Annotated in this window: 14 protein-coding genes; 5 read left to right on the top strand and 9 right to left on the bottom strand. The window is 46.4% G+C overall.

What is annotated here, in order from left to right; translation table 11 throughout:
- Positions 1-44 precede the first annotated feature (44 nt).
- Positions 45-593 carry a lipocalin family protein gene (locus IUA53_RS01930; protein WP_269748612.1) on the bottom strand — a complete coding sequence of 183 codons (549 nt, stop codon included), beginning with the start codon at positions 591-593 and terminating at the stop codon, positions 45-47.
- Positions 594-763: 170 nt separating this feature from the next.
- Between IUA53_RS01930 and IUA53_RS01925 the strand changes: the two genes are divergently transcribed.
- Both IUA53_RS01925 and gloA2 read left to right on the top strand, forming a co-directional pair.
- Positions 764-1714, top strand: coding sequence for an aldo/keto reductase (locus IUA53_RS01925; protein ID WP_044058312.1), 951 nt, complete (start codon positions 764-766; stop codon positions 1712-1714).
- 38 nt (positions 1715-1752) lie between these two features.
- Positions 1753-2154, top strand: coding sequence for an SMU1112c/YaeR family gloxylase I-like metalloprotein (gene gloA2 / locus IUA53_RS01920; RefSeq protein ID WP_044058313.1), 402 nt, complete (start codon positions 1753-1755; stop codon positions 2152-2154).
- A 16-nt stretch (positions 2155-2170) separates the two neighbouring features.
- Here gloA2 and IUA53_RS01915 read toward each other — a convergent pair whose 3' ends face one another.
- From IUA53_RS01915 to IUA53_RS01885, 7 genes are all read right to left on the bottom strand, one after another.
- Positions 2171-2926, bottom strand: coding sequence for a 3-keto-disaccharide hydrolase (locus IUA53_RS01915; RefSeq protein WP_196898151.1), 756 nt, complete (start codon positions 2924-2926; stop codon positions 2171-2173).
- Positions 2927-2995: 69 nt separating this feature from the next.
- Positions 2996-3613, bottom strand: coding sequence for a gluconate 2-dehydrogenase subunit 3 family protein (locus IUA53_RS01910; RefSeq protein WP_196898149.1), 618 nt, complete (start codon positions 3611-3613; stop codon positions 2996-2998).
- On the bottom strand, positions 3613-5298 hold the full coding sequence (locus IUA53_RS01905; protein ID WP_044055717.1) for a GMC oxidoreductase: 1686 nt from the start codon (positions 5296-5298) through the stop codon (positions 3613-3615). Before IUA53_RS01905 ends, IUA53_RS01910 begins: the two co-directional genes overlap by 1 nt.
- A 50-nt stretch (positions 5299-5348) precedes the next feature.
- Positions 5349-6257, bottom strand: coding sequence for a hydroxypyruvate isomerase family protein (locus tag IUA53_RS01900; protein ID WP_196898148.1), 909 nt, complete (start codon positions 6255-6257; stop codon positions 5349-5351).
- Positions 6250-7467, bottom strand: coding sequence for a nucleoside permease (locus IUA53_RS01895; RefSeq protein WP_044055715.1), 1218 nt, complete (start codon positions 7465-7467; stop codon positions 6250-6252). Before IUA53_RS01895 ends, IUA53_RS01900 begins: the two co-directional genes overlap by 8 nt.
- Before the next feature lie 29 nt (positions 7468-7496).
- Positions 7497-8579, bottom strand: a complete 1083-nt coding sequence (locus IUA53_RS01890) for a sugar phosphate isomerase/epimerase family protein (RefSeq protein WP_044446017.1) — start codon at positions 8577-8579, stop codon at positions 7497-7499.
- Between the two features lie 54 nt (positions 8580-8633).
- Positions 8634-9788 (bottom strand): Gfo/Idh/MocA family protein, encoded by a 1155-nt coding sequence (locus IUA53_RS01885; RefSeq protein ID WP_196899400.1) that lies wholly within the window; start codon positions 9786-9788, stop codon positions 8634-8636.
- Positions 9789-10220: 432 nt separating this feature from the next.
- On the opposite strand from IUA53_RS01885, the gene IUA53_RS01880 reads away from it, so the two are divergent.
- The 3 genes from IUA53_RS01880 to IUA53_RS01870 all read left to right on the top strand — a co-directional run bounded on the left by IUA53_RS01880 (position 10221) and on the right by IUA53_RS01870 (position 12579).
- Complete coding sequence (locus IUA53_RS01880) at positions 10221-11234, top strand: LacI family DNA-binding transcriptional regulator (protein WP_044055712.1); 1014 nt, start codon at positions 10221-10223, stop codon at positions 11232-11234.
- 10 nt (positions 11235-11244) lie between these two features.
- A complete protein-coding gene (locus IUA53_RS01875; RefSeq protein ID WP_196898146.1) occupies positions 11245-12150 on the top strand; it encodes a sugar phosphate isomerase/epimerase family protein in 906 nt (301 codons plus the stop codon).
- Between the two features lie 105 nt (positions 12151-12255).
- On the top strand, positions 12256-12579 hold the full coding sequence (locus tag IUA53_RS01870; protein ID WP_044055709.1) for a DUF3392 family protein: 324 nt from the start codon (positions 12256-12258) through the stop codon (positions 12577-12579).
- A 124-nt stretch (positions 12580-12703) separates the two neighbouring features.
- Here the strand turns inward: IUA53_RS01870 and IUA53_RS01865 are convergent, their stop codons facing one another.
- Positions 12704-12970, bottom strand: a complete 267-nt coding sequence (locus IUA53_RS01865; RefSeq protein WP_044055708.1) for a DksA/TraR family C4-type zinc finger protein — start codon at positions 12968-12970, stop codon at positions 12704-12706.
- Between the last annotated feature and the right edge of the window lie 259 nt (positions 12971-13229).

The following is a 13229-nucleotide window of genomic DNA, read 5'->3' as shown; positions in this document are numbered from 1 at the left end:
AGCACATTTAGCATTAAATAGTCGGTATGCTCGATGAGTTAAACCTAGTTAGCGTTAGCGGGATCGTGGTCAACCCATATAAGTTTATCTGTGTCATAACCTTTTTGGTTGGCAAAAGAGAGTAGTGCGTCTCGTGTCTCATCCGAGATGGTTTTAGAACGGGCTAATAACCAAAGATAATCTCTATCAGGCCCGGTGACTAAGGCATATTGATAATTTTCTTTATCGAGCTTCATCACCACATAGCTGGCGTAAAATGGGCCAAAAAACGACACTTTTAAGTGAGCGATGCTAGGTTCACCTACAAAATAGGCTTTCCCTTCGGCTTCGTCCCATGTTCCTTCCTGCGCTGAGTATCCGCGGTTAATCACTTTTACGCCACCGTCATCACGCATGGAATATTGGGCAGTAACGTGGCTTAAACCTTCTTCAAAACTATGATCATACCGCGCAATTTCATACCAGGTACCAAGATACCGGTTTAATTCAAACCCTTTAACTGGAGTGACATTGTCTGGCGTACTTGTGCAACCGGCTATTGCCATACCCACGATGACCAAAAGTGCTGCTTTCACACTGCGTGCTATTTTCATTATTGTTCCTTTGAACTCTGTTCGCTTGTATCAGTATATTTGATTTATACCTTCATACGTATTCAAAGGTTTACCTGTCGACTATTGTACTTGCTTCATCTATATAGGGCTTACAATAATAGACAGGCAAGGCTACTGTAGCGGTAGCATAATGATATTGGAGTAACAAAATGCAAACTTATTTTCCCGAAGCAAGCCGGCTTATTTACGGCTGTATGGGGCTGGGCGGCGGATGGAACGATATAGCCGCCACCAACGATGATGTTAAGCAAGCGCAGAGTGTGATTGAAAAAGCCCTAGAGCTTAACATTAATGTATTCGATCATGCTGACATCTATACCTTTGGTAAAGCCGAAACCGTCTTTGGTAACGTTTTACGGGATTCACCAGCGCTCAAAGAGCAGATGGTTTTGCAATCGAAGTGCGCCATTCGATTTGAGGACGATATGGGTCCCAAACGATATGACTTTTCTGCGAAATGGATTAGCTCCTCTGTGGAAGGCATTTTGTCTCGGCTTCATATTGAACAACTTGATATTTTGCTACTTCACCGCCCAGATCCACTGATGGAACTGGAAGAAGTTGCGCAAACCCTAGCGTTGCTTCAGCAGCAAGGTAAAATCAAACATGTTGGGGTTTCTAACATGCATAGCCACCAAATGGCTTATTTACAATCTGCCTTATCTACGCCTATTGTTGCGAACCAGCTTGAGATGAGTTTAGCCTTTAGAGACTGGTTAGAAGATGGAGTGACCACCAATAGTCCAGCGAATCGTCATTCAGGCTATGCCCCTGGCACCTTAGAGTATTGCATGATGAATAACGTGCAATTGCAAGCATGGGGGAGTTTGGCACAAGGCAAATACACTGGTGCCGCAACACAGAATGAGATGGAGGCTGCCACGGCGGCACTCGTTAACCAATTGGCCGCAGAATATACGACAAGTCCTGAAGCCATTGTACTGGCCTGGCTAATGCGCCACCCCGCCAATATTCAACCTGTTTTAGGTACCACCAATTTATCGCGGTTAACCGCGTGCGAACAAGCCAATCGTACACACTTATCTCGTGAACATTGGTACAAGTTATGGGAAACCGCGCGAGGCACAGAAATGCCTTAGGGCAAACTCAGCCAATAACCCGTTAGGAGAAAATCAAAGTGGAAACGAAAAAGGCGCAACTTAAAGGCTTCCATCATGTGGCGGTTATCTGTAGTGACTATGCAAAGTCGAAAGCATTTTACACAGAGATATTAGGGTTTGCCGTGATTGACGAAAATTACCGTGAGGAACGGGATTCTTATAAATGTGATATTGCACTGGCCGATGGCAGTCAGTTAGAACTGTTTTCGTTTCCGGGCGCGCCAGCGCGCCCTTCTCGTCCTGAAGCGCAAGGGCTACGCCATTTAGCCTTTAAAGTGGACCAAATAGAACAGGTTATCTCACATTTAGCCCATCATGGCGTAGCCTGCGAGCCTATTCGTATTGACCCTTATACACACAGGCGGTTTACGTTTTTTCAAGACCCAGACGGTTTGCCACTAGAACTCTACGAGCAGTGATACCTAGGTGGCCAATTTACAGCTCTCTTACCCACATATTGCGAAAGCTAACCTTATTGCCATGATCTTGTAATTGCAGAGGTGCGCAACCGTGAGCTCGGTATTTAGGCGCGCCTATCCACTCGGTCGTTCCCTGAATTTCAGTATGGTTTTGTACTAAAACCCCGTTATGTAACACCGTCACAAATCCGGGTTTCACAAGCTGCTCGCCATCAAACACAGGGGCAGAATAGATAATATCGTATTCCTGCCATGTCTCAGGCGGTCTCATGGCATTGACCAGCGGAATAGTCTGCTTGTAGACGCTTCCCGCTTGTCCGTTCGGGTAGGTTTGGTTGTTATATGAATCAAGTACTTGAATTTCATAACGTTGCTGTAGGAATAGACCGCTGTTATTACGTTGTTGACCTTTCATGGTGGCGTCAGGTGCTGGCACTTTCCATTCTAGGTGCAACTGAATGTCGCAAAACGCTTGTTTTGTTTTAATGTCCCCGGCCCCTGGTTTCACCGTCACCACATTACCCTTAACCGTCCAGTCTGCTGGCGTTTCGTCCATGGCAGTCCATGCATTAAGCCCCTCGCCAAATAGCGCAATAGCGTCTGAAGGCACCTCTCCTTTATTGGCCGTGACGACTGCCGGAACCGGTTCCCATACTTCTGTTTTCGCGGCCTGCTGAGCCCGGGTAAGCCCGTTATCTTCTTGGCTTATTGCACTGCCCGACATAGCACACGTCAGTAAAAGTGCGATTAGGCATTGTTTTCTTAAGGTCATGGTATTTCCTATCTCATAGTGTCTTTAAGAACGATGGCTATTTTGTCTGAAAGCGATTTGGTTCAGACGTTATGTTGCCCATGCTTTGTCGCCTTTTTTATAAGGGAAGTCGCCATCGTAGTACCCCGGAATTGCCACGTATCTAAGCACCTTGGTGGCTCCCACTTTCGAGGTAAAAAAGCAATACAGGGTTAATTGCTTTAGTAACGTAAAGTAATGTGGCGCAGGGGCGGCATCACCCGGTTCCCAATGATTTGGGCGGCTCATTTCAAGATTTGCAGACAACCCTTTCGCAAGATTGGCAGCTTTCGCTTCTGTGTCTAGCGTATTGAAAAGGGCAGTTCGTTGTTCAGCAGACAATAATAAAAAATCGTTGCCATACGCTTCTTTACAGCGCTTGTTGATATCGAGTAACCCCTGCTTAAAGGTTTTCTGTAAGACAGGCGTGTAGCAATCGGCAACCAACACCGCCATTGTCGCCCCCACATTGGCCTCTTTTGCCCCTGGCGTATCCGTTTTAGGTAGAATGACCTCCCCCATTTCGTTAAGCAAAGCAACCTCGTCTTTGCTAAACCCGGTATCACTCAAGGGTACAGGTTGCACTAAGTCATAGGCCAAAGCCTGCCCGCCTACCATCATAGTTCCGGTAGCAGTGGCTATCAGTTTTAGTAAGTCGCGTCGTTGCATTAAAGGTTACCTCTTTTGAGTTCCTCTACGGCAAAGCTGGCCGCTCTGGCAGTAAGTGCCATGTAAGTTAGCGAAGGATTAACGCAGCTTGCTGAAGTCATGCAAGCGCCGTCAGTGACAAACACATTGGGGGCGTCCCATACTTGGTTGTGACCGTTGAGTACCGAGGTTTTTGGATCTCTACCCATTCTTGCCGTACCCATTTCATGAATACCCATCCCCGGGGCATACTCAGCATCCCAGCCTTGCACGTTTTTAAGCCCCGCCGCTTCAAACATTTCCATAGCATCTTGCTGCATGTCTTTGCGCATTTTGAGTTCGTTTTCTTTAATTTCTACATCCATGGCAAGTACCGGAAGCCCCCATTTATCGGTGACCTTTTTATTCAGGTAGATGCGGTTCTCGTGATCAGGAAGCATTTCCCCAAACCCTGTCATTCCAATTGTCCAATCACCTGGCTCTGACAGCGTTTCTTTTAAGCCTGCCCCCACACCAAGTTCAGCCACATCTTTACTCCAACCACCACGTCCTGCTCCACCTTGATAACCAAAGCCACGCAGGTAATCACGTTTGTCGTTCCCCCAATTCCTAAACCTAGGAACGTAAAAGCCACTGGGTCGTCGGCCATAGGTGTATTTGTCCTCAAATCCTTCCACCGGCGCCGAAGCCCCCACTCTGAAATGATGATCCATAACGTTGTGACCCAGCTCTCCGCTGCTACTGCCTAGTCCGCCATCCCAAACATCAGTGGCAGAGTTCATCAGTAGCCAGGTAGAATTAAAGGCAGACGCATTTACAAACACTATCTTACTTTTAAAGACGTAGGTTTGGTTTGTTTCGGCATCGATCACTTCAACGCCAGTGGCTCGCTTTTTATCTTTATCGTATAAAATTTCTTTTACAATGGAGAAAGGACGTAACGTCAAATTTCCAGTTTTCATAGCAGCTGGCAACGTGGAACTTTGCGTACTGAAATAGCCTCCGAAAGGACAACCTAGCCAACACTTATTGCGGTACTGACAATTCACTCTTCCGTGTTCCGGCTTAGGCTCTGTCATGTTAGAGGTGCGCCCAGAAATAATATGGCGACTGCCCTTAAATGCTTTTTTAACTCTTGCTGCCACGTCTTTTTCTACGCAATTTAGTGCCATGGCTGGCTGAAAGATGCCATCGGGGAGTACATCTAACCCATCCCGATTTCCACTGATGCCTGCAAATTTTTCTACATAGTCGTACCATGGGGCGATATCTTCATATCGAATGGGCCAATCAACAGCAATGCCTTCTTTCCCATTGGCTTCAAAATCTTCTCTATTTAGACGATAACTTTGTCTTCCCCAAAGTAGAGAGCGGCCACCCACGTGATAACCGCGATACCAATCGAAGCGCTTATCTTCTGTGTAAGGATTTTCTTTTTCATTCGCCCACATGCCATAGGTTTTTTCATTCAGTGGGTAATCGCGCTTCAGTACCGGATATTCAATTTTCATTGCTTGGGTAGCTAAATCCCGATGAGGAAAATCCCAATCCTCTTTATGCGCATTTTTATAGTCTTTTATGTGCTCTATATTTTTTCCGCGCTCTAGCATTAATACCTTTAGGCCTTTCTCAGACAACTCTTTTGCTGCCCATCCGCCACTAATACCTGAGCCAACCACAATTGCATCATAGTCGTTATTTGCCATTTCCTACCCCTTTTGCACTGTTGCCGACCCTTGCGGCTGTGCATTAAAAATCATATATCGCAGATTTCAATCGCTTGGCGAAGCGACGCTATCTTGCCTGCTCTACTCTTCGGTGTTGGAATAAATTCCTGTGCTAAATAGCCATCAAACCCGGTTTCTCTAATGGCCCGAGCTATGGCTGCATAATTTAATTCCTGGGTGTGATCTATTTCGTGACGCCCTGGTACACCGGCGGTGTGATAGTGGCCGAAATAGTGGTGATACTGTTGAATGGTATGAATAATGTCGCCTTCATTAATTTGCATATGGTAAATGTCATACAGCAGAGAAAAATGACGGCTATTGAGCGCCTGGCATAACTCAATTCCCCAGGCCGAATTGTCGGCCATGTAGTCGGGGTGATCGACTTTACTATTAAACAATTCCATAAAAATAGTCACCCCTCGCTTTTCTGCGTGAGGCAATATGCGTTGCAGCCCTTTGACTGCATTTTCGAGCCCTTCCTGCCGACTCATTCCTCGAGCGTTACCGCTAAAACAAATGAGGTTGCGATAGCCGGCATCCGCGACTAAGTCGATATGTGCTAAGTACCGCTCCACTAATTCATCGTGATGCTGAGGGTGGATAAAACCATCTTCTAGCCCAATTTCCGCACCATTACACATTGACGAATCAATGCCATATTGTTTGAGCACGGGCCAATCTTCTGGCCCGACTAAATCAATGGCGTTAAAGCCGAGGGATTTCACTGTTTGGCATAACTCTTCAATAGTGAGGCTACCGTACGTCCATCGACTCACCGAATGATTTATATTTCCCTTTAACTTTGGCATGCCTGTTCCTTCCGCGTTTTGGGTATTTAGCGGTTGCCCATGGGCGAGTACTGAAGAACCTGCCAGTATCCCCGCACCTGTGTATGTCATGGCTTTAATGAGGTGCCTTCTGCTGTGATTAAGCATTGATTTTTTCCTTCTCGCTTTTGAACATGAAAAGAAAAATAAGGAAGACCACCGCAGCAAATGCAGCGGGGAATAGCCAAATTTGTTGCCATTCGTGAACTGAGGCTTCCGTGGTGTAGCGATCTGTGATCATGCCTGCTACCGCAAACCCCACCAGCATGCCTACGCCATAGGTGGCCAAGGTGATAAGCCCTTGAGCTGCACTTTTTGCGGATTCTCCTGCCTTGGCGTCTGTATAGATTTGCCCTGACACAAAAAAGAAATCGTAACAAATACCGTGAAGAGCAATACCCACGATCAGCATGTACAAGGTTTCATCGGCGTTCCCGTAGGCAAATAGCACGTACCTGAGAACCCATGCCGCCATGCCAATCAGTAAGGTAACTTTAAGGCCGAACCGATTAAGAAAAATAGGCAAGGCAAGCATGAAAAGCACTTCAGAGACTTGCCCCAACGTCATTTTCCCAGTGGCATTCTCAACACCGATTTCCGTTAAAAATGGGTTAGCGTTCTGGTAATAAAAGGCCAGTGGAATACAAATAAGAACCGAGGACAGAAAAAACACTAAGAAGTTTTTATCTTTTAGCAAAACCAGCGCATCTAACCCGAGTAGCTCGCGAATACCTGTTTTTTGCCCTACGGCTTTGGGCGGCGTGTTTGGCAGGCTGAAACTAAACACCCCTAGTAATAATGAGGCGACAGCACACAATAAGAAGGTATAGCGCAGTTGCCCATCAGCAATAGCTACCGCTGAGTCCCAGGAAAATACGTAACTAATCATTAGCCCCGCCACAATCCAGCCTATGGTTCCCCAAACCCGTACCTTGCCGAACTCTTTCGACGGGTCTTGCATTTGGCCGAATGCCACCGCATTCACCAATGCCAGAGTAGGCATATACACCACCATGTAGCCCAGCACATACGGGTAAAAGGCAACAAAATTGTCGGCTTGATACATAAAGTACATCAGTATTGCGCCTACAATATGAAGCACACCCAAAATACGTTCTGCGTTAAAGAACCTATCTGCAATTAGCCCTACCACAAACGGGGCAATAATTGCGCCCCAGCTTTGGGTCGAAAATGCCATGCCTATTTGCCCACCGCTAGCGGCTAGCGTATTGGCTAAGTAAGTCCCTAAAGTGACAAACCAGCCACCCCAAATAAAGAACTGCAAAAACATCATTATGCTCAGACGTAGGTTTATCATGATTATTGTTATCCTTTGTCAGTGGCCAGCTAGTCGTTAATACCAAGAATGCGGTTATTTTTTTCGGTGCTGACTTCCCCGCCGGCGAAGTCATCAAAGGCATACCCTGTAGGCTGAATGATGTGTTGAGCAATAAAAGGCGCGCCTTCAGCAGCGCCTTGCGCAGAATCCTTCAGACAGCATTCCCATTCCAGTACTGCCCAGCCGTTAAACCCATATTGCGTGAGCTTGCTAAAAATGCCTTTGAAGTCGACTTGACCATCGCCAAGGGAACGAAAACGCCCTGGGCGGGATTGCCAGTCTTGATACCCTCCGTACACCCCGCTACGCCCATTGGGGTTAAACTCTGCATCTTTCACATGAAACATTTTTATGCGAGCGTGGTAACGGTCGATGAAATCGAGATAATCCAATTGCTGTAGCACAAAGTGGCTTGGGTCGAACAAAATATTCGCACGGGGGTGGTCGTTAACCGCAGCTAAAAATTGCTCGAAGGAGGCGCCGTCATGCAGATCTTCGCCGGGGTGAATTTCGTAGCAAACATCTACACCTGCCGCATCAAACGCATCTAGAATAGGTAGCCACCGTTTTGCTAATTCAGCAAAGCCTTGCGCTACTAGCCCTGCTGGGCGCTGCGGCCATGGATACACTAAATGCCACATTAACGCGCCAGAAAAAGTGGCATGTGCCTTAAGCCCTAAACGCTGGCTGGCGATAGCTGCGCACTTCAATTGATTGACGGCCCATTCTGTTCTTGCTTTTGGTTTTCCATGCAGATGGGGTGGCGCAAAGTTATCAAATAGCTCGTCGTAGGCTGGATGAACGGCCACCAACTGCCCTTGCAAATGTGTTGATAACTCGGTGATCTCTACCCCGGCCTGACGACACACCTGTGCAATGTCGTCGCAGTACTGTTGGCTCTCTGCCGCTTTTTCTAAATCAAACAATTTAGGGTCGGTAGGTACTTGGATACCCTTATACCCTTGAGACGCAGCCCACTTCGCCATATTTTCTAATGTATCGAAAGGTGCCTCTTGACCCATAAATTGGGCTAAGAAGATTGCAGGCCCCTTTATTGTGCCAAGAGAAGATGTTGTGCTTTCGCTCGCCATAGGAAGTTACCTTTATTCGGTGATTAATTGTGAATTAAAGCCCATAAAGGCTTTTTATTGCGTGCCTACGTCGCTGACGGTTTGCCATTTTTGCTCGCTCTGGGCACTGGCCAACATGGCATCAATAAAGACCATGCCTCGCAAACCAGACTTCACACCAGGCACCCCATCCGCTTGCCCGGTTTGGCCTTCTCTAATGGCGTTGGCGAAACCCGTGTATAGATTTGCCATGGCCTCTAAATACCCTTCTGGGTGACCACCTGGAATACGGCACCGGCTGATTGCTTGATCGCACAAGCCGGCTTGACCTAGGCCAGCGCGTAGCACTTGATAGGGTGCATCAGTAGGACGATACACGAGAGAATTGGGCTCCATTTGCTTCCACTCAATTCCGCCCTTCTCGCCATAAACGCGAATTTTGAGTGCATTTTCCTCTCCCGCACAGACCTGGCTAGCAATCAGCACACCTGTTGCTCCCTTTTGCGTTTTAATAAGCGCAGCACCATCGTCATCTAGGCGACGACCCTCAACATGGGTATATAATTCGCCACTCAGTGCGTTCACGTAATCGTTTAAAACAAATTCAACTAAGCCGAAAGCATGTGTGCCTATATCGCCCATACAGCCGCTGCCCCCTGCAAGCGCTGGGTCGGTCCGCCATGCAGCTTGCTTGTTATGACTTTCTTCATTCGCTGAAAGCCACCCTTGAGGGTATTCCACAAATACTTTTCTGATTGTGCCAAGCTGCCCACTTTCCACCATATGCTTTGCTTGCCAAACCATGGGGTAGCCTAGATAGGTATGCGCCAGTCCATACAAGGAATGAGACGCATTGAGCGTATCTTGTAGCGTAATAACTTCATGGAGATTCACACCAGCTGGCTTTTCACAAAACACATGAAAACCGGCCTTAATGGCGGCAATAGATATAGGCACATGCAAATGATTAGGCGTAACGATAACCACCACTTGCATACGTTCATCTTCAGGAAGACGAGACTCTTCTTCCAACATAAATTGCCAATTATCGTAAGTACGGGCTTTGGCAACATTTAAGGTTTCAGCGGTGCGAAGGTTGTTTTCTTCGTTGCGGCTAAACGCACCACACACGAGTGTGTAGTGACCATCTAATCCCGCCGCATGGCGATGCACAGCCCCGATGAACGCACCTTCCCCACCACCAATCATTCCCATACGAATGGGTTGCATCTGCGCCATATTTAACTCCCGCCTTCACTTGAATTCGCTGTTTGTTGAATACCCATTTGCTTGCGGCGCGCCGAAAAACGGCGCCAGTATCACACACAAACAGCTACGCAATGTTATTTAATTGTAACTTTCGTTAAAATGTAACGGATTACATTTTACGATGTCAATGTGTTTTGGCGATTATCATTAAACTAAAGTTTGATCCTTAGTAAAAATTCGCGCTTTTAGAGGGGGTAATTGAGCAAAGGCAGGATTGCTGACCGTAATTAATGCGATAATTTACATTTGATCAACAATATTTATTGGATTTTCTCTAAAACAATCGTATCCTCTTATAAAAATGATAACGGTTACATTTTTAAACATTTCTGTTTCGTAACCCATGAAAATCATAAAGATCAAATAAGTATCACACTGGAAATTTAGCGGAATATGGCGAATATAAGAGATGTGGCTGACAGCGCTGGCGTGTCGGTTGCAACGGTTTCACGCACATTGCAACAACCTGAACGGGTTTCTTTGAAAACCCGAAATAGAGTTATGGCTGCGGTAGACGCGGTAGGATACAAGCCAAATTTAATGGCGGTGAAATTTCGCTCTGGAAAAACTCACAATTTAGTGGTGCTTGTACCCACTGTGGCCAACGTGTTTTTTGCCCGGGTAATTAGCGGCATGCAAGAAGCGGCAGCAGAGTTAGGCTATTCCATTTTACTCGCCAACACGCTAGGTAATCCAGACACTGAAGCCCAATACGCAAAAATGGTAAGTACCTCTCAAGCTGATGGTCTTATTCAGTTACGGGCGCAAATACCGCTCGATGACAGCTTGATGAATGACAACGGGCTTTTGCCAATGGTAAACGCCTGTGAAGTGATTGATTGCGGTAAATACCCCGTTGTGACACTGGATAATCGCGCAGCCGCAAAAGCAATGACACGCCACTTGATAGAATTTGGTCACACCCGTATTGCCATGATCAAAGGCCCCGATTCTAGCCCGCTAACGCAAGACAGGTTGCTTGGATACAAAGATGCCTTACGCGAAGCTAACCTGCCTTTTAATGAGAACTTGTTGTTCCCCGGTGACTTTACACTACAAGCGGGCTATAAGGCTGGTGCGGACATTGCAAAAATTGATGAAAAGCTGCGCCCTACCGCAGTATTTTGTGAAAATGACGAAACCGCCATTGGAACTATACAAGCCTTCAAACAAGTAGGCATGCGTGTACCCGATGATATTTCAGTTGCTGGCTTCGACGATATTGCCTTCTCTGCTTTTTGCGACCCACCGCTTACGACTATCGCCCAACCCGCAGAGGAATTTGGCCGAACGGCAGTCACCCTTTTGGTTGATGTATTAAATGGTAAAACGCGCAAAGCACCCAAAGTTATTATGCCTTTTGAGTTAATTACTCGACAAAGCACAGGCCCCGTAAAAACAATGTAAAGGATAAACTATGTTGCCCACATCATCACATTTTAAGCGAGATCTAAAGCTCAATAGCAGAGCATTTAGCAGACGGCATTTTATAAAGCTTGCATCTTCGGCAGCAGGGTTAACCTTTGCGTCCCAGGTGTTGGGGCATAACCATAAGCCACACACAATGAAAGATGCACCGATAGGCCTACAGCTATATACATTACGTGACATTATGAAGGTGAGCGTACCGGCAACGCTTAAACTTGTTTCTTCTATTGGTTACAAAGAGATGGAATTTGCGGGCTACTTTGGGCACAGCGCTAAAGACATTAGGCGCATGCTAGACGAAGAGGGATTAACCGCGCCTTCTGCTCATATTCAGCTTACCGATTTTGATACCCAACTGACAAAAATTCTTGATGATGCTCAGACTGTTGGCCATAAATATTTGGTCGTGCCCTGGCTGAGTGAAGCGCAACGTGGCACGGGTATATCTCCCTACCAAAAGCTTGCAGAAAAACTAAATACCCTAGGTGAAGCATGCCAAAAAGAAGGGATTACACTTGCGTATCACAACCATGACTTTGAGTTTGAAAACCGCGAAGGGAAAATTCCTTTAGATGTACTTATCGAAAACACCGACCCAAATAATCTCGCCATTGAATTAGATTTGTATTGGGCTGTTAAAGCCAATAAAGACCCTATTGCCTACTTCAAAAATTACCCTGGCCGGTTTAAGTTATGGCACGTTAAAGATATGGCAAAAGATGGTAGCTTTACCGATGTAGGCACAGGGGTAATAGATTTTGAAAACATTTTCGCTCACGGAAAGCTAGCTGGAATAGAGCATAAATTTGTAGAGCGGGACCAAACCAATGACAGAATAGCCACCATTGAACAAGGGTATAAAGCGGTGACTGCACTTAATCACACCCTAGGCTAAGCGAAGATATAGTGTAGTAAAACACTTCTGCAAGTGGTTACAAACCGGTAAACTGTAGGGCACCGTTAAGTTGTAGGTTTTGACTTACCCACTAGAAAAAACACAATGACAGAATTATTTAGCGCCGTTTCACGCGCGCTTAGCCCCTACTATACAGAAATGAGTATTATGCTGATGGCCACTATATTGGTGGTGTATGGCGACATTATCAACGGCCATGTTAAACGGCTTTTAGCCCCTTATCATTTTGTTATCCGGGTGAGTCTTTTCGTGGTGTTGTGCGCTTTTGGCTATGGAGCACTGACCTTATACGGTGCCCCTTTCTTAAACCATGTGATTGCCTATTTGCCTTGGCAATATCAAGGCGTGGGGTTTGTAGCGTCATTTCTGTTACTTGGCTTTTTAGCTGAAAGGCGACGATATATTTAGCGCGAGTATGCTTAATGTGGAATGGCCGGACCTATTTTAGGTAGGCGGCCAATAACCTACAAAATATTGCCTGGCTTTTCACACTTCATTAAACCGCTTAAAAACGATAGTTAATGCATCGCGATTACCGTAATTGACTGTCTTTACTACCTCGGCGGTTAAACGAGGATTCGACCTTCGCGTCTTTTTCCAGCTCGGCTTGGCAGTTTATGCATAGTTGCACGCCAGGCACTGCCACGCGTCTACGCTCGGGAATACGCACGTCACACTCTACACAGAACTCTGCACTGTCACCTTGGTACATGTTGCTCTTTGCCCGCGCAACTGCATCTTCAACACTTGCGTCTATTTGATCCTGTACCGCCCCATCTTTTGCCCAACCACCCGCCATGTGTCCTCCCAAAACGCCGTCTTAAGCAATTAAGGTAGTAAGTAAAGCAAACGCAATGCCGGGAGGTATTAGCAAAGTGGGTTTAATAATGAATACAAGGGGTTATGTTATTTACTGTGGCTAGACTCAGCGTTAAGTGGCCATTTTGTTGCATGATTTACTTACAAGGAAGAAACTATTGCAGTGGTTTGCCCTGTAGTTTAATAAACGTGCTTATAAGTTCAGAAATGAACCCAGGGATGATAAGTCGTTTGGAGCG

Origin of the sequence: Alteromonas sp. B31-7, assembly GCF_015767655.1 — a bacterium.
Taxonomy (GTDB): Bacteria; Pseudomonadota; Gammaproteobacteria; order Enterobacterales; family Alteromonadaceae; genus Alteromonas; species Alteromonas australica.
The sequence above is the reverse complement of the archived record's forward strand: the minus strand, read 5'-3'. Positions and strand labels throughout refer to the sequence as shown.